This window comes from Pseudomonas sp. EA_65y_Pfl2_P74, assembly GCF_963970575.1.
In the GTDB taxonomy this organism is placed as follows: domain Bacteria; phylum Pseudomonadota; class Gammaproteobacteria; order Pseudomonadales; family Pseudomonadaceae; genus Aquipseudomonas; species Aquipseudomonas baetica_A.
Genome location: NZ_CAXAOQ010000001.1, coordinates 131004 through 157276, shown reverse-complemented (window position 1 = coordinate 157276; position 26273 = coordinate 131004). Strand labels below are relative to the sequence as shown.

The 26273-nt window shown below is 59.4% G+C and carries 24 protein-coding genes and 1 pseudogene; 15 read left to right on the top strand and 10 right to left on the bottom strand.

Translation table 11 applies throughout. The features are described 5' to 3' along the window. Positions 1-51: 51 nt before the first annotated feature. The 3 genes from fdhD to AACY18_RS00665 all read left to right on the top strand — a co-directional run bounded on the left by fdhD (position 52) and on the right by AACY18_RS00665 (position 4036). Positions 52-891: a formate dehydrogenase accessory sulfurtransferase FdhD gene (gene fdhD / locus AACY18_RS00675; protein ID WP_339463964.1), complete on the top strand. Its 840-nt coding sequence runs from the start codon at positions 52-54 to the stop codon at positions 889-891. Next, a complete protein-coding gene (locus AACY18_RS00670; RefSeq protein WP_339431551.1) occupies positions 888-3236 on the top strand; it encodes an FdhF/YdeP family oxidoreductase in 2349 nt (782 codons plus the stop codon). Before fdhD ends, AACY18_RS00670 begins: the two co-directional genes overlap by 4 nt. Positions 3237-3553: 317 nt before the next feature. Then, positions 3554-4036, top strand: coding sequence for a glycine zipper domain-containing protein (locus AACY18_RS00665; protein WP_339431552.1), 483 nt, complete (start codon positions 3554-3556; stop codon positions 4034-4036). A 55-nt stretch (positions 4037-4091) separates the two neighbouring features. Here AACY18_RS00665 and AACY18_RS00660 read toward each other — a convergent pair whose 3' ends face one another. The 4 genes from AACY18_RS00660 to AACY18_RS00645 form a co-directional block, all read right to left on the bottom strand. Beyond that, positions 4092-4511: an acyl-CoA thioesterase gene (locus AACY18_RS00660; RefSeq protein WP_339431553.1), complete on the bottom strand. Its 420-nt coding sequence runs from the start codon at positions 4509-4511 to the stop codon at positions 4092-4094. 104 nt (positions 4512-4615) lie between these two features. Then, positions 4616-5839: a 3-hydroxyacyl-CoA dehydrogenase gene (locus AACY18_RS00655; RefSeq protein WP_339463963.1), complete on the bottom strand. Its 1224-nt coding sequence runs from the start codon at positions 5837-5839 to the stop codon at positions 4616-4618. A 142-nt stretch (positions 5840-5981) separates the two neighbouring features. Next, positions 5982-7916, bottom strand: coding sequence for a RecQ family ATP-dependent DNA helicase (locus tag AACY18_RS00650; RefSeq protein ID WP_339431555.1), 1935 nt, complete (start codon positions 7914-7916; stop codon positions 5982-5984). Between the two features lie 162 nt (positions 7917-8078). Continuing rightward, the gene (locus AACY18_RS00645; RefSeq protein ID WP_339431556.1) at positions 8079-8582 is read right to left on the bottom strand and encodes a polysaccharide deacetylase; all 504 of its coding nucleotides are present in this window, start codon (positions 8580-8582) and stop codon (positions 8079-8081) included. Positions 8583-8875: 293 nt separating this feature from the next. Here AACY18_RS00645 and AACY18_RS00640 point away from each other — a divergent pair, with 293 nt between their 5' ends. The 6 genes and pseudogenes from AACY18_RS00640 to AACY18_RS00615 all read left to right on the top strand — a co-directional run. After that, positions 8876-9163, top strand: a complete 288-nt coding sequence (locus AACY18_RS00640) for a hypothetical protein (protein ID WP_339431557.1) — start codon at positions 8876-8878, stop codon at positions 9161-9163. 96 nt (positions 9164-9259) lie between these two features. Continuing rightward, entirely contained in the window at positions 9260-10387 is a 1128-nt protein-coding gene (locus AACY18_RS00635; protein ID WP_339431558.1) for a hypothetical protein, read from the top strand. Between the two features lie 356 nt (positions 10388-10743). Continuing rightward, positions 10744-11043 carry a hypothetical protein gene (locus tag AACY18_RS00630; RefSeq protein ID WP_339431559.1) on the top strand — a complete coding sequence of 100 codons (300 nt, stop codon included), beginning with the start codon at positions 10744-10746 and terminating at the stop codon, positions 11041-11043. Positions 11044-11197: 154 nt separating this feature from the next. Further along, positions 11198-11641, top strand: coding sequence for a hypothetical protein (locus AACY18_RS00625; protein ID WP_339431560.1), 444 nt, complete (start codon positions 11198-11200; stop codon positions 11639-11641). Then, positions 11641-11913 (top strand): type II toxin-antitoxin system RelE/ParE family toxin, encoded by a 273-nt coding sequence (locus tag AACY18_RS00620; RefSeq protein ID WP_339431561.1) that lies wholly within the window; start codon positions 11641-11643, stop codon positions 11911-11913. Before AACY18_RS00625 ends, AACY18_RS00620 begins: the two co-directional genes overlap by 1 nt. A 102-nt stretch (positions 11914-12015) precedes the next feature. Continuing rightward, a pseudogene (locus tag AACY18_RS00615) lies at positions 12016-12138 on the top strand (helix-turn-helix domain-containing protein); the annotation flags it as partial. Positions 12139-12180: 42 nt separating this feature from the next. Here the strand turns inward: AACY18_RS00615 and AACY18_RS00610 are convergent. Continuing rightward, positions 12181-13722, bottom strand: coding sequence for a phosphoenolpyruvate carboxykinase (locus AACY18_RS00610; protein WP_339431562.1), 1542 nt, complete (start codon positions 13720-13722; stop codon positions 12181-12183). A gap of 181 nt (positions 13723-13903) precedes the next feature. Further along, positions 13904-14806, bottom strand: a complete 903-nt coding sequence (gene hslO / locus AACY18_RS00605; RefSeq protein WP_221731029.1) for an Hsp33 family molecular chaperone HslO — start codon at positions 14804-14806, stop codon at positions 13904-13906. Between the two features lie 104 nt (positions 14807-14910). On the opposite strand from hslO, the gene AACY18_RS00600 reads away from it, so the two are divergent. Next, positions 14911-15711 (top strand): phosphatase PAP2 family protein, encoded by an 801-nt coding sequence (locus AACY18_RS00600; RefSeq protein WP_339431563.1) that lies wholly within the window; start codon positions 14911-14913, stop codon positions 15709-15711. A gap of 109 nt (positions 15712-15820) precedes the next feature. On the opposite strand, the gene AACY18_RS00595 is transcribed toward AACY18_RS00600, so the two are convergent. Further along, a complete protein-coding gene (locus tag AACY18_RS00595; protein WP_339431564.1) occupies positions 15821-16225 on the bottom strand; it encodes an RNA-binding S4 domain-containing protein in 405 nt (134 codons plus the stop codon). Between the two features lie 216 nt (positions 16226-16441). On the opposite strand from AACY18_RS00595, the gene rimB reads away from it, so the two are divergent. Beyond that, positions 16442-16921, top strand: coding sequence for a retropepsin-like aspartic endopeptidase RimB (rimB, locus tag AACY18_RS00590; RefSeq protein WP_401138337.1), 480 nt, complete (start codon positions 16442-16444; stop codon positions 16919-16921). Then, complete coding sequence (gene rimK / locus AACY18_RS00585; protein ID WP_221731026.1) at positions 16918-17823, top strand: 30S ribosomal protein S6--L-glutamate ligase; 906 nt, start codon at positions 16918-16920, stop codon at positions 17821-17823. The genes rimB and rimK overlap by 4 nt, the downstream gene beginning before the upstream one ends. Before the next feature lie 84 nt (positions 17824-17907). Here rimK and AACY18_RS00580 read toward each other — a convergent pair whose 3' ends face one another. Continuing rightward, positions 17908-19221: an ATP-binding protein gene (locus tag AACY18_RS00580; protein ID WP_221731025.1), complete on the bottom strand. Its 1314-nt coding sequence runs from the start codon at positions 19219-19221 to the stop codon at positions 17908-17910. A gap of 114 nt (positions 19222-19335) precedes the next feature. Next, positions 19336-20076: an osmolarity response regulator transcription factor OmpR gene (gene ompR, locus AACY18_RS00575; protein WP_339431565.1), complete on the bottom strand. Its 741-nt coding sequence runs from the start codon at positions 20074-20076 to the stop codon at positions 19336-19338. Positions 20077-20434: 358 nt separating this feature from the next. On the opposite strand from ompR, the gene AACY18_RS00570 reads away from it, so the two are divergent. The 3 genes from AACY18_RS00570 (at position 20435) to gshA (ending at position 25043) form a co-directional block, all read left to right on the top strand. Further along, positions 20435-22759: a Tex family protein gene (locus tag AACY18_RS00570; protein ID WP_339463962.1), complete on the top strand. Its 2325-nt coding sequence runs from the start codon at positions 20435-20437 to the stop codon at positions 22757-22759. Next, on the top strand, positions 22759-23142 hold the full coding sequence (locus AACY18_RS00565; RefSeq protein WP_339431567.1) for a PaaI family thioesterase: 384 nt from the start codon (positions 22759-22761) through the stop codon (positions 23140-23142). Before AACY18_RS00570 ends, AACY18_RS00565 begins: the two co-directional genes overlap by 1 nt. A 317-nt stretch (positions 23143-23459) precedes the next feature. Next, the gene (gene gshA / locus AACY18_RS00560) at positions 23460-25043 is read left to right on the top strand and encodes a glutamate--cysteine ligase (protein ID WP_339463961.1); all 1584 of its coding nucleotides are present in this window, start codon (positions 23460-23462) and stop codon (positions 25041-25043) included. Positions 25044-25097: 54 nt separating this feature from the next. Here the strand turns inward: gshA and mgrA are convergent, their stop codons facing one another. Further along, positions 25098-26135, bottom strand: a complete 1038-nt coding sequence (gene mgrA / locus AACY18_RS00555; RefSeq protein WP_339431569.1) for an L-glyceraldehyde 3-phosphate reductase — start codon at positions 26133-26135, stop codon at positions 25098-25100. Between the last annotated feature and the right edge of the window lie 138 nt (positions 26136-26273).

Genomic DNA, 26273 nt, shown 5'->3' with positions numbered 1-26273 from the left:
CGACATCTTGCCGCGCCTAGTCTTAGCGTTGATCAATCCGTTGGTGATGCCATGAACGCCAAGCGCCCAGCCTGCGCGGCGCCTGCACTCGAAACGCCCGCGCCCGCAGCCAGCCAGACCTACAGCTACAGCGATCTGCCCCTACAGGAATCGGCCAGCACCGCGCTGGCCGAGGAAGTGGCGTTGGCGATTGCCTACAACGGCATCAGTCAGGCAGTCATGCTGGTGACGCCGACCGACCTTGAGGACTTCATCGTCGGTTTCAGCCTCGGCAGCGGCATCATCGAAGACGCCAACGACATTTATGACCTGCAACTGACCGGCGCTGGTTCTGCGCAATATGCACAGGTGACCATCGCCAACCGCGCCTTCTGGAACCTCAAGCAACAGCGGCGCCAGTTGGCCGGCACCAGTGGTTGCGGCCTGTGCGGCGTCGAAGCGGTGGAACAGGCGCTGCCTGACCTGAAGGTGTTGCCCGGCGCACCGTTGCCGCCGAGTGCATGGCTCGACGGTCTGCGCCTGCGCATCGGCGCGTTCCAGCCGCTGGGTCAGCACTGCGGTGCGGTGCATGCGGCGGTGTTCATGAATGCCAGCGGCGAGCTGCTGCTCGGTCGCGAAGACATCGGCCGGCACAACGCCCTCGACAAACTGATCGGCGGGCTGATCCGCCAGCAGATATCCACAGAAGGCGGGCTGGCGATTGTCACCAGCCGTTGCAGCCTCGAATTGATCCAGAAAGTGTTGCGCGCCGGCATCCAGACCCTGGTCAGCCTGTCCGCCCCCACGGGCCTTGCCGTGCAATGGGCCCGTCGGCACAACCTCAATCTCATCCACCTGCCGCACAAAAGTGCGCCGCGGGTGTATAGCCCCGCGATGGAGAATCAAGCGTGAGCCAACATCATCAAGCCGACCAGAAACCTGTCCCGCGCTACAAGCCCTATAAAGGCGCTGCCGGCGGCTGGGGTGCCCTGATCAGTGTGGCTCAGGCCTGGTTGACCAGCGACAACGCGCTGAAAAACCTGCGCATGATGCTCAAGACCAACCAGAACGGCGGCTTCGACTGCCCGGGTTGCGCCTGGGGTGATTCGCCGGAAAGCGGCATGGTCAAGTTCTGCGAGAACGGCGCCAAAGCGGTGAACTGGGAAGCGACCAAGCGTCGCGTGGATGCCAAGTTCTTCGCCAAACACAGCGTGACTTCACTGCTGGAACAGAGCGATTACTGGCTTGAGTATCAGGGCCGCCTGACCGAGCCGATGGTCTACGACGCCCAGACCGATCGCTACAAACCGATCAGTTGGGACGACGCCTACGCGCTCATCGCCAAACACCTGCAAAATCTGCCAAGCCCGGATCTGGCCGAGTTCTACACCTCGGGTCGTGCGAGTAACGAAGCCGCCTACTTGTATCAGTTGTTCGTGCGCGCCTTCGGTACCAATAATTTCCCTGACTGTTCGAACATGTGCCACGAAGCCAGCGGCGTGGCGTTGGCGCAAAGTGTCGGCGTCGGCAAAGGCACCGTGACCTTCGATGACTTCGAACACGCCGACGCGATTTTCGTCTGGGGCCAGAACCCCGGCACCAACCATCCACGAATGCTCGAACCCCTGCGTGAAGCGGTGAAACGCGGCGCGCAAGTGGTGTGCATCAACCCGCTGAAAGAGCGCGGTCTGGAACGTTTCCAACACCCACAGCACCCGATCGAAATGCTCACCAACGGTGACAAGCCGACCAACACCGCGTACTTCCGTCCGGCCTTGGGCGGTGACATGGCGGTGCTACGCGGCATGGCCAAGTTCCTGCTGCAATGGGAGCGCGACGCGCAGAAAGCTGGCGCGCCTGCGGTGTTCGATCACGACTTCCTCAATGCACACAGCGCCAACGTGCTGGAATACCTGGGCGTTGTCGACGACACGCCGTGGGAGCAGATCGTCGAGCAGTCCGGCCTGACCCTGGTCGAGATCGAGCAAGCGGCGCGCATGTACGCCAAAGGCAAGAACGTGATCATGTGCTGGGCGATGGGCATCACCCAGCATCGTCATTCGGTGCCGACCATCCAGGAAATCGCCAACCTGATGCTGCTGCGCGGCAACATCGGCAAGCCCGGCGCAGGCCTGTGCCCGGTGCGCGGTCACAGTAACGTGCAGGGCGACCGCACGATGGGCATCAACGAGCGCCCGCCCGTGGCGTTCCTCGACTCCCTTGAGCGGCGTTTCCAGTTCAAGGTGCCGCGTGAAAACGGCCACAACGTGGTCGAGGCGATCCATGCCATGGCCGAAGGTCGCGCCAAGGTCTTTATCGGTCTGGGCGGCAACTTCGCCCAAGCCACACCGGACAGCCCGCGCACGTTCGCGGCGCTGAGCAATTGCGACCTGACCGTGCAGATCAGCACCAAACTCAACCGCAGCCATTTGGCCCACGGTAAAGACGCGCTGATCCTGCCGTGCCTGGGCCGCACCGACATCGACATCCAGACCGAAGGCCCACAAGCCGTCACCGTGGAAGACTCGTTCAGCATGGTTCACGCCTCCAACGGCCAATTGCAGCCGCTGTCGAACCAGATGCGCTCGGAACCGTCGATCATCGCCGGCATCGCTGCCGCCACGCTGGGCAGCAAACCGGTGGACTGGAACTGGCTGGTGGCCGATTACGGGCGCATTCGCGAGCTGATCGCCGACACCATCCCGAACTTCAAAGACTTCAATGAGAAGATCAAAAACCCGGGCGGCTTCTACCTCGGTAACAGCGCCGGTGCACGTAAGTGGAGCACCCCGTCGGGCCGCGCCAACTTCCGCGCCAACATGCTGCCCAAGGATCTGGTCCACGAACGCACCCGCGCCACCGGGCAACTGCCGGATCTGATCCTGCAGTCGATGCGTTCCCACGATCAGTACAACACCACGATTTATGGTCTCGACGACCGTTATCGCGGGGTGAAAGGCCAGCGCGACGTGCTGTTCGTCAATGAAGCCGACATCATTCGCCTGGGCTTCCGGCCGGGGCAGAAGGCCGACATCGTTTCGATCTGGGACGATGGTCGTGAGCGTCGGGTGAAGGGCTTTACGCTGCTGGCGTTTGATATTCCGGCCGGCCAGGCCGCCGCGTATTACCCGGAAGTGAATCCGCTGGTGCCGCTGGAAAGCACTGGGGATGGCAGCCATACGCCGACGTCGAAGTTCATTGCGATTCGCCTGGAAGCGGCGAGCGAGACCGGGTTGATCATGGCCAAGTCGGCTTGATACGGCGTCTGTTCCGGCCTCTTCGCGAGCAAGCCCATATTGGAATGCACTCCAATGCGCGGGCTTGCTTGCGAAGGCGTCGGTTCAGTCAATGCATTTCTTAAGCTCAAACACTTTTCCAGCGCCCACAAAAAAGGCCGCTTTTTCACAAAAGCGGCCAGTCCGAAGTAGCTAAAGACCGGCGAAAATCGGTTAAGTTCCGCATAAAAAACAGTAACTTGCACAATTGCATACAAGTCGTGTTATTCGTCGGATTTCGATTGTCACGCTTGTTACAGAGCCTCAGGATCGCGCCGTCATCCCTTTGAGGCTCACCTATGAAGTTCTCCTCGATTCTCTTGTTGTCCCTTGGCCTGGTCAGTGGCTTCGCGTCTGCTGGCGGCACCACCGAAGCAGGTGTGGGCGGCGCATTGGGCGGGGTTCTTGGCTCGGTCGTCGGTCAGTCGTTAGGCGGCAATACAGGTTCCACCATTGGCGCGGCCCTGGGCGGCGCGGGTGGTAGCGCCGTTGGCGCAAACAAACACAGCCGTGGCGAAGCGGCCATCGGTGGTGCGCTGGGCGCAGCCGGCGGTAACGTGGTTGGCCGCAGCGTGGGCGGCTCCACCGGCAGCCTGATTGGCGCCGCGGCGGGTGGCGGTGCCGGTGGCGCGCTGGGCAACTACATGGGCAACAAAAGCAATGACGATGATCGTCGTTATGATCGCGGTCGTGACGACCGTCGCTACTACCGCGACGACCGCCGTGGTCGCGGCCATGCCTACGGTCATCGCAAGCATCACAAGTACTATCGTCACCACTAAGGCGAATGCTTGAACAAAAATCGCAGCCCTGGGGCTGCGATTTTTTTTGCGTTTTTCACACCACCAGGCTTTCCAGTGCCCCGCGCAACCCGGCAGGAATCGGCACGGGCTGATTGCTTGCCCGATCAACAAACACATGCACGAAACGCCCGGCCGCACACGCCTCGCTTTCACCGACCTTGAACACTGCCAATTCGTATTGCACCGAACTGTTGCCCAGTTTGCCCACCCGCAGACCGATCTCGATCAAGTCCGGGAAAGCGATGGAAGCGAAGTAATCACACGCCGAACTGACCACAAAGCCCACCACCTCACCGTCATGGATATCCAGCCCACCGACCTGAATCAGGTAAGTGTTCACGGCAGTGTCGAAGAAGCTGTAATAGGTGACGTTGTTGACGTGGCCGTAGGCGTCGTTGTCGTGCCAGCGCGTGGTGATAGGCTGGAAATGCCGGTAGTCGGTGCGTTGGTTCATGCGCAGTTCTCGTCTTGATCGACCTCACACTGACAGCGAGGACGAGCACTATACCTGTGGGAGCGGGCTTGCCCGCGAAGGCGCCAGCACTGGCGCCCCATCACTCAACGGTCAGCAAACCCCTTCCCCTGCGCTGCCAACTCACCGATCAACCGCGCCGGTTTCCACTGATCGCCCTGCCGTGTCTCCAGCGCCAGCAAGCGCTGATGAATATCCGCCAGCCCTTGCTGATCCGCCCAGGCCATCGGCCCGCCCTTGTCCGCCGGGAAGCCATAGCCGTTCAGATAGACCAGATCAATGTCATGCGCCGACTCGGCAATGCCTTCCTGCAAAATCTTCGCCCCTTCGTTGACCAACGCGAGCAAACACCGCTCAAGGATCTCTTGCGGGCCAATCTCACGGCGCTGGAAACCCAATGCGTCACTGACCCGCAACACCAGCGCATCGACCTCGGGATCATGCTCAGCCTGACGACTGCCCGGCTCGTAATGGTAATAACCGTTGCCGGATTTCTGACCAAACCGGCCCATCTCGCACAAGCGGTTGTCCACCTGAACTTCTGGAGCCTCCTGGCCCTTGCCGGCCAACTCACGCGCACGCCACTCCAGATCGATGCCGACCACGTCGTACATGCGAAACGGCCCCATGGCAAAACCAAAGCCCTGCAAGGCTGCGTCGACCTGCTGTGGGTAAGCCCCTTCCAGCAGCATCTTGCGTGCTTCAAGCACATACGGATGGAGCATGCGATTGCCGATAAAACCGTGGCAGTTGCCCGATACCACACTGACCTTGCCCATGCGCTCGCCCAGCGCCAGCGCGGCTTGCACCACGGCCGGTGATGTCTTCGCGCCACGGACGATTTCAAGCAGTTTCATGATGTGCGCCGGGCTGAAGAAATGCAGGCCCAGAACTTGCTCAGGGCGTCGGGTGGCGGCAGCAATCGCATCGATATCCAGCGCCGACGTATTACTCGCCAGCAGCGCCTCGGGCTTGAGCAGACCATCGAGTTCGCGAAAGATCTTCTGTTTGAGTTCAAGGTTTTCGTACACCGCTTCGATCACCAGATCGACATTGCGGATTGCCGCGTAATCCGCCGCCGCACTGACCCGGGAGAGCCGCGCATCTGCCTCAGCCTGATCAATGCGCCCCTGACGCACGTTGTGTGCATAAGTGTCGGCCACCGTGGCGAGCGCCTGCTCAAGCATCTGTGGATTGTTGTCGACCCACTGCACCGTCACCCCAGCGTTGGCCAGGCACATGACAATGCCGCGCCCCATGGTCCCCGCACCGATCACGGCAGCCTGCTGAATATCGAATGTCTGGCTCATGTTGTTCTCTTGTTGGCGATCCATAGACGGGTCTCACCATAGTCAGCCCGCGACGGTTTTTGAAGTTTATTCCCGTGATGATCGACATTCAGCGGATGGATGCAGCCGCGCAAAGACTGTGCACTCTCCCACGGGGCGGGGCTTAATCGAGCAGGTGATTGTCAGCCCAATGGCGGACTTCAGCGTAGGGATACGCCTCCAACGCCGCATACCCGGAAATCGTCCGCGCCTTGAGCTTGGTGAACAGCGGCACACTGATCCCGCACAGAAACCGCGTCAGCCGTTCCGCCGTCGGCGCATGGCCCGTGTGCTGCTCATGCTTGTGGATAAAATCACCGCACAGTGCCGCAAAACTTTTATCCACAAGCGCAGGCAATTCCGGTGGCGCCGGCAACCGGGCAATGTGCCCATGGCACACCGAACAATGCCCACAGCGCTCCGGGGCATTGTGATCGCCGAAGTACTCGGCCAGGCGATACCCCAGGCAACGATCGGTGGCGAACACATCCAGCATGGTGTGAATCCGCGCGACTTCGGTTTGCTCGTGGCGAGTGAAGTCATCGTGCAGTTCTGCGCTCAGAACATCGCTGTCGACGTCGCTGTGCAACAAGCTGTAGACCTCGGTCATCTGCTTGCTCTCAAGCTCGATCCAGGCCTTTTCCTGGAAGTAATCCAGCGCCTTCACCACCCGATTACGCTCGGCCGAATACTGCGTATACATCGCCTCGAAATCCACCGTAGCCCAGGTGCGCGCCCGGCTTGAGGTGTGGATGATCGCCGCGACGAAATCCCGGCGCTCGCCCTCGAAACGCTCAAGCAACGCCTCGGGTTCCAGCAAATATTTGAAACGGTATTCGGCGTAATAGGCGTAACGCGGTGCGATCAAGCCACGCAACTCCAATTGCACCAGCAAAGTCTTCAGGGGCAACGCCCGGATGTTGCTGTGATCGGCCAATGGCCCGAGTAGAAACTCCCACTGCCCTTGCGGTGCCGAAGCTTTCAATTCATCGAGGACATAACGAATGCCTTCGCGTTCCGGCGTGTCGCCGTAGACGAAGTTTTCCAGGACATTGAGGCTGTCGCGATTGGCCAGCACCAGACAGTCCGAAGGCTGCCCGTCACGTCCGGCGCGGCCGATTTCCTGGCTGTAGTTTTCGATGGATTTGGGCAGGTCGAAGTGCACCACATTGCGGATGTCGCTTTTGTCGATACCCATACCGAAGGCGATGGTCGCGACGATGCAATTGGACTGCCCGGCCATGAAGCGTTTCTGGATGCCCTCGCGCTGATCGTGGGGCAGACCGGCGTGATAGGCCTCGGCCTGAATACCGTTGCGCTCGAGGTGTTCGGCGATGTGTTCGGCGGTTTTCTGCAAAGTCACATAGACGATGCTCGGCTGGCCCGGACGCTCGGCCATCCACTCCACCAGACGCCGGCGCTTGTCCTGCCCGCGCACCGGTTCCACCAGCAAATTGAGATTGGGCCGGTAGAAACCGGTGGTCACCACATCGTCAGCGGCAATGGCAAATTTTGCCTGCATGTCGGCGATGACTTTCGGCGTGGCGGTGGCCGTCAGCAGCAAGGCTTGCGGGATGTTGAACTGGCGCTGGTAGTCCGGCAGTTTGAGGTAGTCGGGGCGAAAGTTGTGGCCCCACTCCGAGATGCAGTGCGCCTCATCCACCACCAGCAAAGAGATCGGCACCTGCTGCAGGAAATTGCGGAAGCGCTCGTTTTTCAGACGCTCGACCGAAATCATCAGAATCTTCAACTCACCCGAACGGGCGCGGCCCATCACGTCATTGGCATCGTCTCGACTCTGCGCAGAATCGATGCTCCCCGCCGAAATGCCATGGCGTTGCAGGAACGCCAATTGATCCTGCATCAGCGCCAGCAAAGGCGAAACCACCAGGGTCAGATTCGGCAGCATCAGCGCCGGTAGTTGATAGCAGAGGGACTTGCCGGATCCGGTGGGAAAGATCGCCGCCGCCGAGCGCCCGGCCAGCACCGCGCTGATGGCGGCCTCTTGTCCGGGTCGAAACTGTGGATAACCAAAAACCTGTTCCAGGGTGTTGTGCATTCGCTGTCACTCCTTTGACCGCTGCCATGCCAACAGCCTAGCGGGCGATCGCAGCGAGTCGAGAAAAGGTCGGGGCCAAATCGATACGCAATGATACAGCGAAAGGCGCGGACAACTCAGGGCCCGCGAGACGGCCTGCCAAAGCCATACAACATCCAGAACTCAGGGCCGCAACACCGCCACGCGCAACTGCTCGTTCAGCATTTGCTCATGCACATCCAGGCTCTTGCTCGCCCACAGCGCATGAGCCGGGCTGATGTCTGCGGTGAACGCCGCCGCCAGTTGGCGCAGATCGGAGATGCTACGCACCTGTGGACAAAAGGGTTGCCCGTCACAGTCCTGACTGGCGTTGCGATAGGTGCTCAGCAAACGATCCCAGAGATCATTGCGCACTTGCCTGATCGACTTGAGCTGCACTTGCGGCACGCCCAGCCGTTGCTTCAAACCTGACTCGTCCAGCGCTTCGCTGGCGAGCAAGGCTTTGGCGAACATCAGCACTTCGGCGCGAGAGGCCGTGTCGACATTCGCCTGGTTGGTAAGCGCGCCTGGCCAACCGGTTCGATCCAGATGATCCAGTACCAGCGCATTGCCAATATCGGCTGCCAACGTCAAACGGTAGCCAATAGCCCACAGCAATATGATCGAGGCCATTCGTAGCCACTGCATACCTAATTCCCTTTAAGCGCGTATCAGAAGTTTGGAAACGTCCCACAGATTCTGGCGCGCACAATACAGATGTTTACCCAGAAGCGCCTGATAAAGCCGTGGGAAATTTCCTGTCTAAGGGTTTTGCCTTAAAAAGGTCATGAAAAACTGTAGGGCGAATACCCGCCCCCCCGGAAAACCCCCTACAAACGCTGTCCATCCTGGCCGTCTTGTCCCGCTGCGCAGCACCCTCCTATAGTGGCCGGCGCGACTGAACCTCGCCGTAGCGACTTCTCAAAGGACAGACTTCATCCATGAACTCACTGCATCCACCCATCAACCGCTATCGCCGCTTGAAAACTGTCTACAGCGACAATCCGGTACTGGTTATCGACACTGACGCCAGCCATGAAGACTTGCTGAATGCCGCTCAACAAAGACTGTGCGCCGCCAACAATCTGCTGGAAACGCTTTACTGCATGTGTTTTCAACAAGCGGATGTCAAAGACATCCCCAACATCGTCAATGCGCTTTACTTATTGACTCAGGATGGTTGCGAACTGCTGGAAGTGGCGAAGTTCAAAGCGAATAATAAAAACTGAAAAACAATACGCAACAAACTTGGCAACAACCCATTGCTTCACCACAAAAAACAACCGCACTAGATTGATTGCTCTTCCATTAACAGAGCAACAAACATGACGACTTTAACTGTCTTTTTTTGCGGTACCGGCTCCACCAGATTTGATACGAACAACCCGAACTACTGGAACGGCGAACTGGTTTCCACACTGGCTTCGCACCACAGCGGCCGGGAGTTTGCCGAATGGGTCATCGTCGACGGCCCGGGCACCAGCAATTTGCAGACCGATGAACTGTTTACCGAATCCGGCGATTACGACCTGAGCGGTACGCTGTTCGGAAAAGGTTGGGAGGAGAATGTCCAACATGCCGTGAACATTATCAAAGGCCAGTGCGACTGGCAGCGTGAACAACTGACCGAAGCAGAATACAACCGACTGAAAGCTGCCGGTATTCCCATCGAAGACGTAAAAATAGAAGGCTCGTGGATGTGGCGAAAATATAACTACGGAAAGCGAAGCGTTACTCAGCAAAAGTTACAGGAACAAATCATCAAGACGTTCCGTAAGGATGGCGTCATTCCCACTCAAGTCAACCTGGTGGGATGGAGTCGTGGCGGCGTCAGTTGCCACATGTTGGCCAACGCCTTGTACGCCGACGACGCGCTGAAGAATATTCCGGTCAGGATCTTCGCCATTGACCCGGTTCCGGGTATCGGCAACTTTCAGGAACACCGGGTGAAACTCAACGCCAACGTCAAAGAATACGTCGGCTTTTATGCCCGGAACGAGCGCTCCAAAGGCTTCAGTTGCGTCATCCCGCAAACCGCCACCGGCACCAGAACCAGCGTTTTCCCAATGCCCGGCCGCCACGCCACACTGGTGGGCAACGCCGCCGTTGACGGCGACAGAGGCCCTAACGTGCTGGCCGAACCCGGCCTGATCGTCCGCCACTTCGCCGAAGTGTGCCTGCAGCGCTGGGGCACGCCGCTGAGCAAAACCCTGAACCTGAGTGACGCTGACCTGCGCCAGCACACCGACGCCATCGTGAGGGCCGCCGCGAAATACCAGGCCATGGAAAAGTGTTCGTACACCTACTTCACCGAACTGGATCAAGACGAACGGTGTGTGTCGCTGGGCAGCAAAGGTGTGCCGTTTTCAGCGGTGAAAGGTTCGATTTACACACCCGAAACCGGGCTGACGACCAGTGTGCTGGATACGGCGGCGTACAAGAATCTTGGTTGACGGTGAACCGACGAAAAAACCTACAACAATCTCCTATCTGATCTTCGTACCGATCCTACAGGTCTGGACTCCGTTGCCGCCTATCGGCGCCTGGTAGTTCAAACCTATAGTCGTGACTGTCGCTGCCAAATCAGCGGTTCGGGCTTGGTCACCCGTATGAGTTGTGCACTCGCACTCGTTGTATGCTGCTGGCGCTTTTTGTGTCGGCACGCTTTATGGCGGCTGAGTTCGGGACGCCTTCGGGCGTGCCGGTTGTGAGTGCCTCACCGGTTGACCAACCCGAACGCAGTCCGCCACCTATCCCTTGTGGTCACGGTGGGTGCGAATTCTCATGACATATTTCGAGGCCAAAAATAATGAAAACATGGAACCCGCTCACCCCTGATCGCTACCGCCCACTCGAATCCAACCTCACCGACACCAAGCCCCTGATCATCGACGCTGCAGCCAACCCGCAAGACATCCTCGAATGCGCCGTCCAGCGCCTGCGCGCCTCCAGCGACCTGCTTAAAACCCTCTACTGCCTCAGCTTCAAACAAGCCGACGTCGAAGACATCCCCCACATCACCCACGCCCTCTATCTGCTGACGCAGGATGGCTGTGACCTGCTGCAAGTCGCGCAGCAGCAAATGCTCAACTGGAAAGCGCCAGTCTGAAAAATCTCAGGCAGGTGTGCTCCCAATAAGTGGCGCCTGCCTCACCAAAGAACATGGATGCGGGACACCCGGCGCCCAGTGCAGGAGTTGAATTTTGCAAACTACTATTGATTGCGTACGATGGCAGCCATTGTTCAGCCAAGAGCTCGCCGTCATGACCACTGAAACCATCGATCACAGCATCCTGACGCGCCTGATTGAAAACGGTTCGGTCAGCAGCACACGTATCATCGCCAAGCCTGGTGGCTGGTCGATTCAAATTCATCAGGGAAGCAAAGAATGTTCGCTCGCAGCGCAACGCAGTGGTCAGGTGCGCCTGTTCAAACGCCTTGAAACACTAGTGGCCTATTTGCAAGAACTGGGTATCACTCACTTCGATGTGGATGCATCCAGCTATGACCCGCTGCAAATGAAAACCTACACACGTCCTGATCGCGCTGAAGCAATGAAGCAAGCACATGAGGCGGCGGCGTATGAAGAGTGGTTCAAGCGGCAGGTGCAAATCAGCATTGATGATCCAAGACCCAGCGTGAGCGATGAAGACGCTCGACGAATATTTGCTGCCAAGCGCGATGCCCTGCGTCAACGCGTGCGTTGATGAGGTTGGTCTGGCGCCAAGAGGCGCTTGATGACCGAGACCGAATCATGGAGCACATCAGTGAGGACAACCCTGAAGCGGCTGCGGATCTCGACGATATGTTCGAATCAAAAGGGGAAGTCGCCCGAAAGCGCCCGACCTTATACAGAAGGGGCAGCGTTGAAGGCACACGAGAAATCGTCGCAGCGTCCAACTATGTCATCGTCTACACGATCAAAGATGAATGTGTGGAGGTGCTTCGAATAATGCATGCCCGACAGCAATGGCTATGACAGATCACGAGGATTCGACAGGGCAAACCCATTCCCCGGGTCGACCAGCCAAGTGCAATTATTCTGGCGTTATCACTACCCAAGTGAAGGAATACTAGCGTTATGGCCAGAAAGACTGCGGCTCTGCTTCCTAAAACTGCGCGACTCCTGAAGAACCTTGGCGAACGCTTGAAACTGGCTCGGTTACGCAGGAGGCTGACGGCCAAACAACTCGCACAAAAAAGCCGCCCCTAAAGGGCGGCTTCTTCATTCACCACAAACCAACGCTTACAACTTCGGCCCAGCAGCCTTGATCGCGTCGCTCACTTCGAACTTCTTGAAGTTCTCGATGAACAGACCGGCCAGCGCCTTGGCAGCCTCGTCGTACGCAGCCTGGTCAGCCCAGGTGTTGCGTGGGTTGAGCAGGTTGGTTTCAACGCCCGGTACGGCCAATGGCACGTCGAGGTTGATGGTGTCCAGGTGCTCGGTGGTGGCGCCGATCAGTGCGCCGCTCTGGATAGCGGCGATCACTGCGCGGGTGGTCGGGATGTTGAAGCGTTTGCCGACGCCGTAGCCACCGCCGGTCCAGCCGGTGTTGACCAGGTAGACCTTGGAGCCGAAGCCGCGGATGCGCTTGATCAGCAGCTCTGCGTATTCGCCGGCCGGGCGCGGGAAGAACGGTGCGCCGAAGCAGGTGGAGAAGGTCGACTTGATGCCGCTGCCCGAACCCATTTCAGTCGAGCCCACCAGTGCGGTGTAGCCGGACAGGAAGTGGTAGGCCGCTTGTTCTTCGTTGAGGATCGACACTGGCGGCAGCACGCCGGTCAGGTCGCAGGTCAGGAAGATCACAGCGTTCGGCTCGCCACCGAGGTTGTGCTCGGAGCGCTTGGCAACGTGCTCCAGCGGGTACGCGGCGCGGCTGTTCTGGGTCAGGCTGACATCGGCGTAGTCGGCGTGCTTGGCGTCATCGATGACGACGTTTTCCAGCACAGCGCCGTGCTTGATGGCTTTCCAGATGACCGGCTCGTTCTTCTCGGACAAGTCGATGCACTTGGCGTAGCAGCCGCCTTCGATGTTGAAGACAACGCCTTCGCCCCAGCCGTGTTCGTCGTCACCGATCAGGTAACGGCTTTCGTCGGCCGACAGGGTGGTTTTACCGGTGCCCGACAGACCGAAGAACAGGGTCACGTCGCCTTCTTCGCCGATGTTGGCGGCGCAGTGCATTGGCAGCACGTCAGCGGCCGGCAGCAGGAAGTTCTGCACGGAGAACATGGCTTTCTTCATTTCACCGGCGTAACGCATGCCGGCGATCAGCACTTTCTTCTGGGCGAAGTTGAGGATCACGCAACCATCGGAGTTGGTGCCGTCACGCTCAGGCACGCACTCGAAGTTGGCCACGTTGAGCACTTGCCACTCGTCACGACCAGCCGGGTTGTACTGGGCCGGGTTGATGAACAGGCAACGACCGAACAGGTTCTGCCAGGCCGTCTGGGTGGTCATTTTCACGGCCAGGTAGTGATCTTCAGCCGCGCCGACATGCACATGGGAAACAAAGTGCTCTTGCGCGTTGTTGAACGCCTCGACGCGAGCCCACAAGGCATCGAACTTGTCGGCCGGGAACTTGCGGTTGATCGGGCCCCAGGCGATAGCGGCCTGGGTGGAAGGCTCTTCAACGATGAAACGGTCGACTGGCGAACGGCCGGTACGATGACCGGTGCGAACAACCAGAGCGCCGGTATCGGCAAGCTCGCCTTCACCGCGGTTCAGGGCTTCTTTTACCAGATCATCAACACTCAGATCGGTGTACACGGCGTTATTGGCTTGCGTCATGAGGTTCCCCGTCGGCCAGTGGCCGAGTGTGCTCCAAACGTTTTGTAGTAGAAAGTTGCGCACTACTACCGCGAAAAAAGTGGGCCGGATTATGCCAGAAAAGCCCAAAAAGAGTAGGGTCCTCCCGTCGTAACGGCGAAATTCCGTCGTTGAGCAGTGAATTTACCTGCGCTGAACCGTTTTAGTGCCGGGTATCTGACGGCGTGTCGACGCCCGCACCAGCGAACAATTGAGCGATGTCGGCCGCATCGAACAAGTAGCGTTCGTTGCAGAACTGGCAATCGATCTCGACGTTGCCGCCCTGTTCGGCAACCAGCGCCTGCGCATCTTCCAGACCCAGACTGACCAGCGCATTGCCCGAGCGTTCACGCGAGCAGCTGCAACGGAAACGCAGCTTCTGCACGTCGAACAGGCGCACTTGCTCTTCATGGTAGAGACGATGAAGCACGGTTTCGTTGTCCAGGCTCAATAATTCATCGGCGGTCAGCGTGCTAGCCAGCGCGGTGATGTGCTGCCAACTGGCGGCGCGGTCTTCTTCGTCTTTCAGACGATCGGCCGGCAGTTGCTGCAGCAGCAGACCACGGGCGCGGCGGCCGTCGGCGAACAACTTGAAGCGGGTGCCGACCTGTTGCGACATGACGAAATAATTGGTGAAGCAATCGGACAGGGTTTCGCCGTCGAGATCGACGATGCCCTGATAGCGCTGGCCAACCGTCGGGTCGACGGTCAGGGCCAGCACACCTTTTGGCATCAGGTCGCTGAGGGTCGCATCGGCGGCAATCTGATCGGCGTGGTAGCGCGCCAATCCTCGGATCTCGCGCTCGCTGGAGCATTCGATCATCAGCATCGGGATCGGGCCTTCAGAGCGCGCCTGCAAAATCAGCAAGCCGTCGAACTTCAGGGTGCCCACCAGCAAAGAGGCCGCCGCCATCAATTCGCCCAGCAATTGCGCGACCGGCTCGGGGTATGGGTGTTTGGCGAGCACTTCAGCGTAGCTGCGCTCAAGCGCCACCAGTTCGCCACGGGTGTCGCTGTCATCGAAGATGAAGCGTTGGGTGAAATCGGTATCCGTTAGGTCGGTCATAGGTCCGGTATCTGAAAGTGATGACAAAATGATTACAAAGAATGAAAATTCGCGTTTCTTGGCACCCTCTTTGGTGCCGACTGCTACGCCATGGGAGGCATTTTATGAACAATCCGGGTTTGTTCCAATCAAGGTGGAACCTCGGCCGGCTGGTTCTGTGCAACGTGGTGCCGTTAGCGCTACTGGCTTTCTGGTTATGGCCTACGGGTAACTCGCTGTGTGTGATTTTCGACGAGTGGCTGTTCCGCTCGCTCAATGCACCACTGGCCAGCAACCCCATATGGCTCCACATCTGGGCAATTGCAAGTATGCGTCCGTTCGACATCGTCGTCGGGCTGATTCTGCTGACGCTGTTGATCAAAGGTGACTGGGTATTCAAGGCGATTGATGCGCGCCGTGCTTTTTTCGGTTTTTTATCGATTCTGCTGTTGATGGTGGTGATCCGTACGCTGTTTTCCAAGTTCGCCGATTTCATGGACTGGCAGCACAGCAGTCCGTCGATGGTGCTTGAAGGCGCGGTACACCTCAGCGATTACTTCCCGCATCTGGAAAAGACCTGGGAGTTGAAAGATCGCTCGAGCCAGAGCTTCCCGGGCGACCATGCTTCGGTGTTGCTGATCTGGGCATTATTCATGGGGGTGTTCAGCCGCTCGGTTGGCCAGTTCCTGACGATCTGGGGCCTGGCGGTGCTGTTCATGCTGCCGCGGCTGGTGGCCGGGGCGCATTGGGGTCAGGACGATTACATCGGCGGCGTGTTGCTGGCGGTGCTGGCGTTGGGCTGGGGCTACTACACGCCATTTGCGTATCACGCCGCGAATTTCTGGCTGAAAGTGACGGCGCCGATTTTCAGTTTGCTGGGCAAGCTGCCGCTGATTTCGCGGATGAGTGTGGTGCGTAGCGCCTGATATCGCGGCGTCCATGGCGAGTGCTGTGCACTCGATTCGCCAACAGGCTAGCTCCCACATTGGAATGCAATCTTGTGTGGGAGCTTGCTCGCGAAGAGGCAGTGACGCCCTACTCGCTGCCGCTACCCCGAAACTTGAACAGATCCCGCCGCTGCTTCTTGCTCGGCTTGCCATCGGTGCTCACGCCCAACGCACCGGCCTTGCGCATCGCCGCAGCCGCTTCGCGCTTGGCGATACTCGCCTCGGTCTCCGCATACAGCGTTTGCGCTTCGGGCGCGCCACGACGCACGATAGACAGTGCCTCGACCCTCACTATGCGCACTTCGAAACCGGTGCGAATCTCAAATTCGTCGCCAATGCGTGGCTCTTTGCCAGGCTTGCAGCGCTCGCCTCGACAATGCACCTTGCCACTCTCGATCGCTGCTTTGGCCAAGGCCCGGGTTTTGTAGAAACGCGCGGCCCATAGCCACTTATCGAGACGGACCTTGTCGTCGTCTTCGTTTTTTTGTGCCATGGAATGTCCTCATTCTGAAATATTGGTGAACTGTACTACCGTTTCTGTCGTGCCATGAATGACCCCATCCCGGATTACAATGCACACATTCCGGCGCCTGCTTCAGGCGCCGGTAATCCGGGCTGTAGATATCTGTCGCCTTTTAACCATTATTCTGCGTGAATACCGCGAATCCGGCCCCTGCGGACTGAGCGGTTGTCACGGTTGAGCATTTTTTTGAAGACATTTGACCATTTGACCGTTGTCGGTCTGCGCGAGTGGGTGGCGCTCCCTGATTTGGGAGTCGCGGGCCTGCGGGCAAAAATCGACACCGGTGCCAGCACCTCCAGCCTGCACGCCACTGACATCGAGCCGTTCGAACGCGACGGCGCGAAGTGGGTGCGCTTCACTGCGCACCTGGGCACAGTGGTGCAGTTGCGTCACCGGCGTTGCGAAGCGCCTTTGGTGGCGCGCAAGACCATTAAAAGCTCCAACGGTCAGGCTCAGGTGCGCTATGTGATCAGCACCACCCTGGCCCTCGGTGATCGGGTCTGGTCGGTCGAGTTCACCCTCGCTTGCCGCAAGTCCATGCGTTATCGCCTGCTACTCGGTTCCAAAGCTTTGATTGACGGCCAACTGGTGGTCAATCCGGGCATCAAATATGTACAAGACAAGCCGGTGTTCCCGGTATCTACCTCCTCCACAGGTGTTGCATGAAGATCGCTGTGCTGTCGCGGAACCCGCGTCTGTATTCCACCCGTCGCCTGGTCGAAGCCGGCACCGAGCGCGGGCATGAAATGGTGGTGATCGACACCTTGCGCGCCTATATGAACATCGCCAGCCACAAGCCGCAGATCCACTATCGCGGCAAACCGCTGGAAGGTTTCGATGCGGTGATTCCACGGATCGGCGCGTCGGTAACGTTCTATGGCTGCGCGGTGTTGCGTCAGTTCGAAATGATGGGGGTCTTCCCGCTCAACGAATCGGTGGCCATTGCCCGTTCCCGGGACAAGTTGCGCTCGTTGCAACTGCTGTCGCGCCGGGGGATCGGCTTGCCGGTGACCGGGTTCGCTCACTCACCGGATGACATTCCGGACCTGATCGACATGGTCGACGGTGCTCCGCTGGTGATCAAAGTGCTGGAAGGCACTCAGGGCATTGGTGTGGTGCTGTGTGAAACCGCGACGGCGGCGGAGTCGGTGATCGAAGCGTTCATGGGCCTGAAGCAGAACATCATGGTCCAGGAATACATCAAGGAGGCTGGCGGTGCGGACATCCGCTGTTTCGTGGTCGGCGACAAGGTGATCGCGGCCATGAAACGTCAGGCCAAACCGGGCGAGTTCCGCTCCAACCTGCATCGTGGCGGTAGCGCCAGCCTGATCAAGATCACCCCGGAAGAACGCATGACAGCGCTGCGGGCGGCCAAGGTCATGGGCCTGGCGGTGGCGGGGGTGGATATCCTGCGTTCCAATCACGGGCCGCTGGTGATGGAAGTGAACTCGTCGCCGGGGCTTGAAGGGATCGAGACCACCACCGGGAAGAATGTGGCGGGGATCATCATTGAGCATCTTGAGAAGAATGGCGGGCCGAATATGACTCGCACCAAAGGCAAGGGCTAAACCCGGAAATATGTGGCGGCTCAGAGGCCGCCTTCGCGGGCAAGCCCGCGAAGGCGCCATCAGCCTCACCCTGGATGTCAGTGTTTAAACAGCATCGCGAGGCAGCATCAACCCCAACGGCAACCTGACCCGCGCCTCCAGTCCACCCCCGGACCGATTACGCAACTCAACATTGCCGCCATGCATCGAAGCGATCCGCTTCACGATCGCCAACCCCAACCCGGTGCCTTTGCCGCCACGAGCGCGGTCACCACGGGTGAACGGGTTGAAGATCGCCTCAAGCTCCGAAGGATCGATCCCCGCCCCACGATCCATCACACTCAGCACCACATACGGGGCACTGGTGTCGCCAGACACATACGCGGCGACTTCAACGCCGCTGCCGGCATGATTCAAGGCGTTGCCAATCAGGTTGTTCAACAAGCGCTTCATTGAAACCCGACGCAGCGGAAACGGCTGGATCGGTTCCAGACGCAACCGAACCTTCTCTTCACTCTGGTTGTACGGCGCCACGACTTCACGTACCAGATCGCTGAGATCCACTTCCTCCACAGACTCGTCCCGACCGTCGCGAATGAACGCCAGGAACTGGTCGAGAATCGCATCCATGTCCTCGATGTCGCGCACCATGTCGTCGGTCAGGTCGTTACGGTCGCCCATCAATTCAAGCGACAGCCGCAACCGGGTCAACGGCGTGCGCAAATCGTGGGAAACCCCGGCCAGCATCAACTCGCGCTCACGTCCGGCCTGTTCGACGTCCTCGGCCATCTGGTTGAAGGCGCGATAGACCTCGGTCATCTCGCTTGGCGTGTCGCTGATCGGCAGGCGCACGCTGCGGCCCTGACCGAGTTGCCGGGCGGCATACACCAGTCGCTTCAAGGGTTGGTTGAGCTGGCTGACGAAAATCCATGCCGACGCGGTCGACAGCAAACCAATGGCGAGGAACCAGCCGAGGACGTTCCAGATTTTCTGGCCACGCAATGGATGCGGGTACAGTGGGACTTTCAGCCAGCCATCACCCAGGCTCGGTGCACGGACCCAGAGCGCCGGCGGTGAGTGCATGCGTAATCGCACCTCGGTGTCGGGGCCCAGCTCGGTCTGCATCTGCCGCTGATAGATTTCGCTATAAGGCCAATGTTGTTCGCCTTCCGGCACACCCGCCCCGACCACCCTGATCAGGGGCACCTTATCGGCGATCTTCGCGCGGTTTTCTTCGTCTGCGGCCCAATAGGCGCGCAGCGTCAGAGCGACGCCGTGACTGTATTGACGATCCACCAGCACGTCCTCGTTCATCAACAGATAAACCAGGGTCAGCGCCTTGGAAAACAGCACGACGATGAGCACCAGCCAGAGGGTGCGGGAGAAAAAACTTTGGGGAAACCAGACGGGGGTTTTCATCTTTAACCGCTACACACTTGCAGGAGCGAGCCATGCTCGCATATTGCGGATTGCGAGTCTGTGAGATGGGTCATTCGACCCGCCCCCGACAGACTCGCTCCTACAAATCACCGATCACTTGGTGGCGGTGCCATCCGGTACAAACACATAGCCCACGCCCCAGACCGTCTGGATGTAGCGCGGTTTGGACGGATCGGGCTCGATCATCCGGCGCAGACGGGAAATCTGCACATCGATGGAACGCTCGAGGGCATCCCACTCGCGGCCACGGGCCAGGTTCATCAGTTTATCGCGGGTCAGTGGCTGACGCGCGTTCATGACGAGGGCCTTGAGTACCGCAAACTCACCGGTGGTGAGCATGTGTACTTCGTCGCCGCGCTTCAGTTCGCGAGTGGCCAGCGACAACACGTAATCACCGAAGGTGACGTTTTCGTCTTCGCTGCCAGGTGCGCCCGGCACCGGTGCGGCCTGACGGCGCAGCACTGCTTTGACCCGTGCCATCAGCTCGTCCGGGTTGAACGGCTTGGCCAGATAGTCGTCGGCACCCAGTTCCAGGCCCTTGATGCGGCTCATCTCATCGCCCTTGGCGGTGAGCATGATGATCGGAATCTGGTTGTTCGCCGCCCGCAGACGGCGGCAGGCGGTCAGACCGTCTTCGCCAGGCAGCATCAGGTCGAGGACGACCAGATTGAAAACTTCACGCGAGAGCAGACGATCCATCTGCTCGGTGTTCGGTACGGTACGGGCACGATAGCCCTTGCTGACGAAAAAGCGTTCCAGCAGGCTACTCAGCCCTGGATCGTCGTCAACGATAAGAATTTTTTCGCCTTCAGCAGGTTGTGCAGTGCTGCTCATTGGATGCTCCTTTTAGCTCGGCGCGCATTATGGCGTAGCTGCCGTTATACGCACCGTGTGCATTGTTAGCAGATTTTTCCTTCACTGCCAGAAAACCGGGGTTTATGCCTACAGACTGCAACGCCCCCGAATGACAGAACGCTGGTTATAATGCGCGGCGTTTTGTGCCAGGCAACGTCTGAATCGTTACCGGAGTTGGCCGGGCTTTTTTCCCGGTGGCCGCAGTAATTGTTCGATTTCACGGGTCAATGGGGTGCCTTTTGACCCAGGCAGCGGCAATCCTCTAGCCGTTCAACCAGACTCCGGGCCTTTGTTTCCGTGCCTGCGAGCCTGCTTTCACACTATGTCAGGTGGTTTTATGGACAGCATCAACAGCCGCATCGCCGAGGAACTCGGTGTACGCCCACAACAGGTCGAAGCGGCCGTCGCGCTACTCGATGAAGGCTCTACCGTTCCCTTCATCGCCCGTTACCGGAAAGAAGTGACCGGCAGCCTTGATGACACGCAGTTGCGTCATCTGGAAGAGCGTTTGCGCTACCTGCGAGAACTCGACGAACGGCGCATCAGCATCCTCGCCAGCATCGAGGAGCAAGGCAAACTCACCCCTGCCCTTGAACGCGATATCAAACTCGCCGACACCAAGACCCGCCTCGAAGACTTGTACCTGCCGTACAAGCAAAAGCGCCGCACCAAGGGCCAGATTGCCCTGGAAGCCGGCCTTGGCGACTTGGCTGACGGGCTGTTCAACGACCCGAATCTTGCTCCGGAAACCGAAGCCGTACGCTTCGTCGACGCCGAAAAAGGCGTGGCCGATGTGAAGGCTGCGTTGGAAGGCGCCAAATACATCCTGATGGAACGCTTCGCCGAAAACGCCAGCCTGCTGGAAAAACTGCGCAGCTACCTCAAACAGGAAGCAACCCTCAGTGCCCGCGTAATTGCCGGCAAGGAAGAAGAAGGCGCCAAGTTCCGCGACTACTTCGAACACGACGAGCCGCTCAAAAGCATGCCGTCGCACCGCGCACTGGCGATTTTCCGTGGCCGCAACGAAGGCATCCTCAGCTCCGCACTGAAGGTCGGCGACGAACTGCCGGGCGCCATGCACCCGTGCGAAGGCATGATCGGCCAGCAGTTCGGCATCCAGAATCAGAACCGTCCGGCCGACAAATGGCTCGGCGAAGTGGTGCGCTGGACCTGGAAGGTCAAGCTCTACACCCACCTGGAAACCGACCTGCTGGGCGAGTTGCGCGACGGCGCCGAAACCGAGGCGATCAACGTGTTCGCCCACAACCTGCACGACCTGCTGCTGGCCGCACCGGCCGGCCCGCGTGCGACCCTGGGCCTCGACCCGGGCCTGCGTACCGGTTGCAAGGTGGCCGTGGTCGACTCCACCGGCAAGCTGCTGGATCACGCCACGGTTTACCCGCACGTTCCACACAACAAGTGGGATCAGACCATCGCCATCCTGGCCGCGCTGTGTGCCAAGCACTCGGTTGACCTGATCGCCATCGGCAACGGCACCGCCAGCCGTGAAACCGATAAACTGGCGATCGAGCTGATCAAAAAATACCCAGCCATGAAGATGACCAAGGTCATGGTCTCCGAGGCCGGCGCATCGGTGTACTCGGCGTCGGAACTGGCGGCCAAGGAATTCCCCGATCTGGACGTGTCGATCCGTGGCGCGGTGTCCATCGCCCGTCGTTTGCAGGATCCGCTGGCCGAGCTGGTGAAAATCGACCCGAAATCCATCGGGGTCGGCCAGTACCAGCACGACGTGTCGCAGCTGAAACTGGCACGAGGCCTGGACGCGGTGGTCGAGGACTGCGTGAACGCCGTCGGTGTCGACGTCAACACCGCTTCGGTAGCGCTGCTGGCACGGATCTCCGGCCTCAACGCCACACTGGCGCAGAACATCGTGGCGCACCGCGACGAACACGGCGCATTCAAAACCCGTGCAGCGCTGAAGAAAGTCGCACGCCTGGGCGAAAAAACCTTCGAACAGGCCGCCGGTTTCTTGCGCGTGATGAACGGTGACAACCCGCTGGATTCCTCGGCGGTTCACCCGGAAGCCTATCCGCTGGTGCAGCGTATTGCCGCTGAAACCGACCGCGACATCCGCTCGCTGATCGGCGACGCCGGGTTCCTCAAGCGTCTGGATCCGAAGAAGTTCACCGACGAGACCTTCGGTCTGCCGACCGTGACCGACATCCTCCAGGAGCTGGAAAAACCGGGCCGCGACCCGCGTCCCGAGTTCAAGACTGCCGAGTTCCAGGAAGGCGTCGAAGACCTCAAAGACCTGCAACTGGGGATGATCCTCGAAGGCGTCGTCACCAACGTGACCGCGTTCGGTGCCTTCGTCGACATCGGCGTGCATCAGGACGGTCTGGTGCACATCTCGGCGCTGTCGGAGAAGTTCATCAAGGACCCGCGTGAAGCGGTGAAAGCCGGTGACGTGGTGAAAGTAAAGGTCATGGAAGTCGACATTCCTCGCAAACGCGTGGGCCTGTCGATGCGCATGGGCGACACCCCGGGCGAGAAGATTGATGGCGCCCGTGGCTCGCGTCCGGGCTCGGCGCAACGCCAGCCGTCGAACAATGCGCCACGCAAGGAAACCGCAACAGCGACGCCCGTGAACAATGCGATGGCCTCGCTGTTCGCCAACGCCAAGCAGTTGAAGAAACGCTGATGGACATTCCGGCCGGGCTCGTCGAGAGCGCGTTTTTCAAGCTGTTGGGCTGCCGCCTGCACAGCCTGGAAACCGGGGTGGCGCAAGTCGCCCTGGTGCTGGAACCGGAACTGCGCAATCGCGGCGGCAAATTGCACGGTGGCGCGCTGTTCAGCCTGGTCGACATCGCCATGGGTCTGGCCTGTTCCAGCACCCACGGTTTCGATCAGCAGAGCGCGACCATCGAATGCAAGATCAACTATATCCGCGCCGTTTCCGACGGCGAGGTGCTGTGCACGGCGCGGGTCATCCACCCGGGCCGCCGCACGCTGGTGGTCGAAGCCGACGTGATGCAGGGCGAAAAACTGGTCGCAAAAGCGCAAGGCACGTTCGCTGTCCTGTAGATGTTGTTCATCATTTTGAGTTAATTTCGGCGCAGTGATCGCCGCGTCGAGCTTTTCTGTGAGAGCGGGCTTGCTCGCCAAGGCTGTGTGTCAGTTTGCATGTCTGTGACTGATACACCGCCTTGGCGAGCAAGCCCGCTCCCACAAGGATCGCGTTTACTTCGCGTGCATCTGCCAGATTCAGGGATTGAAGTCGGCGGTTCGAAAGGGCTTCGTGAGCCCAAAAAACCAGGCGAAAACGCCAGTTTCAACTTCACCCTTGTAGACCGTCTTGCCCACCCCCATATTGGGGCGACTGACGCGTGAAGGAATCCAAATTGAGCGAACTTCTCAACCGCCGCCTGGCTCTGCTCGGCGAGCGCGCTAACCTCTCTCTGCTCGAACAGTGCCTCCACGGTATCGAACGTGAATGCCTGCGCGTGACCAGCGAAGGTCGTCTGGCGCAAACGCCGCACCCCGAAGCCTTGGGTTCCGCGCTGACCAACGAAAAAATCACCACCGACTATTCCGAGTCGCTGCTGGAATTCATCACGCCCGCCCTGCCCGACCCGGCAGATACACTGGCGAGCCTGGACAGGATTCACCGTTTTGCCTACAGCAAACTCGGCAACGAGTACCTGTGGAGTCCATCGATGCCGTGCCCATTGCCGGCCGAGGAAGACATCCCGATTGCCTATTACGGCACGTCCAATATCGGTCAGCTCAAGTACGTCTATCGCAAGGGCCTGGCCCTGCGGTACGGCAAGACCATGCAGTGCATCGCCGGGATTCACTACAATTTTTCCCTGCCGGAAAAACTCTGGCCGTTGCTGCGCGAAACCGAGGGTTTTGTCGGCACTGACCGGGATTTCCAGTCGTCGTCCTATATCGCGCTGATCCGCAACTTCCGGCGCTACAGCTGGTTGCTGATGTACCTGTTCGGCGCCTCACCGGCGCTCGACGCGGGCTTCCTGCGCGGTCGTTCGCATCAGTTGGAACAGCTCGATCCAGACACGCTCTACCTGCCGTACGCCACCAGCCTGCGCATGAGCGACCTCGGTTACCAGAGCAACGCCCAGGCCGGCCTGACGCCGTGCTACAACGATCTGACGAGCTACACCGACAGCCTGCGCAAGGCCGTGGCTACGCCGTACGCACCGTACGTTGAAGTCGGCACGCACAAGGATGGCGAGTGGGTTCAGTTGAACACCAACATCCTGCAGATCGAAAACGAGTACTACTCCAACATCCGCCCAAAACGCGTGACCTACAGCGGCGAGCGGCCGATTCAGGCGCTGGTGGCCCGTGGCATTCAGTACGTCGAAGTGCGCTGCCTGGACATCAACCCGTTCCTGCCGATGGGCATCGACCTCACTGAATCGCGCTTCATTGATACGTTCCTGCTGTATTGCGCACTCAACGACAGCCCGCTGCTGACCAACACCAGTTGCAGCAACGCGACCTCGAACTTCCTCAGCGTGGTCAAGGAAGGTCGCCGTCCGGGTCTGCAATTGCAGCGCGACGGTGAGCCGGTCGAGATGAAGGCATGGGCGGTAGAGTTGCTGGAAAAGATTGCCCCACTCGCTGCGCTGCTCGATCAAAGCCATGGCGGCGATGCCCACAGCAAGGCACTGGATGCGCAACTGGCAAAAGTCCGCGACCCGTCGCTAACGCCTTCTGCCCAAGTGCTGGCAGCGATGGCCGAGCACAAGGAAAGCTTCGCGCAGTTTTCCCTGCGTCAGAGTCAGGCACATGCCGAGTTTTTCCGCAGCGAGTCGTTGACAGCTGACGAGCAGGCGAAGTTTGAGGAACTGGCGCGCTCTTCCCTGGTGGCGCAGGCTGAGCTGGAGCAGAACGAGGTGGGCGATTTCGATGTGTTTGTCGGGTCGTACCAGGCGAGCATTCTGGCGATCAGCAACTGAAAAAAACCTCACCCTGATCCTCTCCCGCAGGGAGAGGACTGGGTTGAAGGATGCTCACTGCGCCATCGAGGGCTTCTCCCAAAGATTGATCCCGCCCTCTTGGGCAAACCGGTCAATCTCTGCCAGTTCTTCAGCACTGAAGCTCAGATTCTTCAACGCCCCGACGTTCTCGATAATCTGCTCCGGTCGGCTTGCGCCGATCAGCGCCGAGGTCACGCGCGGGTCACGTAGCGTCCAGGCCAGTGCCAGTTGCGCCAGGCTCTGGCCACGACGCTTGGCGATCTCGTTCAGCGCACGGACGTGGGCGATGTTGGCTTCGGACAAATGCGAAGCCTGCAGCGAACCACCGCCCGGACGATTGACCCGCGCATCCGCCGGCACGCCGTTGAGGTATTTGTCGGTCAGCAGACCTTGCGCCAACGGCGTGAAGGCGATGACGCCAGTGCCGAGTTCATCGGTGGTGTCGAGCAGGTCTTTTTCCACCCAGCGGTTGAGCAGGTTGTACGCCGGCTGGTGAATCAGCAGCGGCACCTTCCACTCTTTGAGCAGCGCGGCGATCTCGCGGGTTTTCACCCCGGAGTACGACGAGATGCCGATGTACAACGCCTTGCCCTGTTGCACGGCGCTGGCGAGGGCGCTGGCGGTTTCCTCCAGCGGGGTGTCCGGATCGAAGCGATGCGAATAGAAGATGTCCACATAGTCCAGGCCCAGGCGCTGCAGGCTCTGATCAAGGCTGGCCAGCACATATTTACGCGAGCCACCGCCCTGACCGTAAGGGCCAGGCCACATGTCCCAACCGGCCTTGCTGGAGATGATCAACTCATCGCGGTATGGCTTGAAGTCTTCGCGCAGCAGGCGACCGAAATTGATCTCGGCGCTACCGTACGGAGGGCCGTAGTTGTTGGCCAGGTCGAAGTGGTTGATCCCCAGGTCGAACGCAGTGCGCAGCAGGGCGCGCTGGGTGTCGATCGGCGTGCTGTCGCCGAAGTTGTGCCACAGGCCCAGCGATAGCGCCGGCAGCACCAGACCGCTGCGCCCGACGCGGCGGTAAGGGATGGACTCATAGCGGTTTTCGGCAGCGGTGTAAGTCATCGAATCCTCTCTTGTTTGATGAACAGCTAATGGACGATTGACGTAACCCCTGTGGGAGCGGGCTTGCTCGCGAAGGCGTCAGAACCGTCGATGATTATCCACCCTGCACACCCCAATCATCCTCTTCGGCCTGATCCT

Excerpts from the sequence above, each read along its gene's own strand:
- AACY18_RS00610 (WP_339431562.1), bottom strand. The coding sequence starts at position 13,722 with ATGACGCAAGCCAATAACGCCGTGTACACCGATCTGAGTGTTGATGAT.
- AACY18_RS00635 (WP_339431558.1), top strand. The coding sequence starts at position 9,260 with ATGACGACTTTAACTGTCTTTTTTTGCGGTACCGGCTCCACCAGATTT.
- AACY18_RS00570 (WP_339463962.1), top strand. The coding sequence starts at position 20,435 with ATGGACAGCATCAACAGCCGCATCGCCGAGGAACTCGGTGTACGCCCA.
- AACY18_RS00665 (WP_339431552.1), top strand. The coding sequence starts at position 3,554 with ATGAAGTTCTCCTCGATTCTCTTGTTGTCCCTTGGCCTGGTCAGTGGC.
- AACY18_RS00630 (WP_339431559.1), top strand. The coding sequence starts at position 10,744 with ATGAAAACATGGAACCCGCTCACCCCTGATCGCTACCGCCCACTCGAA.
- AACY18_RS00645 (WP_339431556.1), bottom strand. The coding sequence starts at position 8,582 with ATGCAGTGGCTACGAATGGCCTCGATCATATTGCTGTGGGCTATTGGC.
- AACY18_RS00640 (WP_339431557.1), top strand. The coding sequence starts at position 8,876 with ATGAACTCACTGCATCCACCCATCAACCGCTATCGCCGCTTGAAAACT.
- AACY18_RS00650 (WP_339431555.1), bottom strand. The coding sequence starts at position 7,916 with ATGCACAACACCCTGGAACAGGTTTTTGGTTATCCACAGTTTCGACCC.
- hslO (WP_221731029.1), bottom strand. The coding sequence starts at position 14,806 with ATGACCGACCTAACGGATACCGATTTCACCCAACGCTTCATCTTCGAT.
- AACY18_RS00625 (WP_339431560.1), top strand. The coding sequence starts at position 11,198 with ATGACCACTGAAACCATCGATCACAGCATCCTGACGCGCCTGATTGAA.
- AACY18_RS00580 (WP_221731025.1), bottom strand. The coding sequence starts at position 19,221 with ATGAAAACCCCCGTCTGGTTTCCCCAAAGTTTTTTCTCCCGCACCCTC.
- AACY18_RS00600 (WP_339431563.1), top strand. The coding sequence starts at position 14,911 with ATGAACAATCCGGGTTTGTTCCAATCAAGGTGGAACCTCGGCCGGCTG.
- ompR (WP_339431565.1), bottom strand. The coding sequence starts at position 20,076 with ATGAGCAGCACTGCACAACCTGCTGAAGGCGAAAAAATTCTTATCGTT.
- fdhD (WP_339463964.1), top strand. The coding sequence starts at position 52 with ATGAACGCCAAGCGCCCAGCCTGCGCGGCGCCTGCACTCGAAACGCCC.
- AACY18_RS00620 (WP_339431561.1), top strand. The coding sequence starts at position 11,641 with ATGAGGTTGGTCTGGCGCCAAGAGGCGCTTGATGACCGAGACCGAATC.
- AACY18_RS00595 (WP_339431564.1), bottom strand. The coding sequence starts at position 16,225 with ATGGCACAAAAAAACGAAGACGACGACAAGGTCCGTCTCGATAAGTGG.
- AACY18_RS00660 (WP_339431553.1), bottom strand. The coding sequence starts at position 4,511 with ATGAACCAACGCACCGACTACCGGCATTTCCAGCCTATCACCACGCGC.
- rimK (WP_221731026.1), top strand. The coding sequence starts at position 16,918 with ATGAAGATCGCTGTGCTGTCGCGGAACCCGCGTCTGTATTCCACCCGT.
- AACY18_RS00565 (WP_339431567.1), top strand. The coding sequence starts at position 22,759 with ATGGACATTCCGGCCGGGCTCGTCGAGAGCGCGTTTTTCAAGCTGTTG.
- AACY18_RS00655 (WP_339463963.1), bottom strand. The coding sequence starts at position 5,839 with ATGAGCCAGACATTCGATATTCAGCAGGCTGCCGTGATCGGTGCGGGG.
- mgrA (WP_339431569.1), bottom strand. The coding sequence starts at position 26,135 with ATGACTTACACCGCTGCCGAAAACCGCTATGAGTCCATCCCTTACCGC.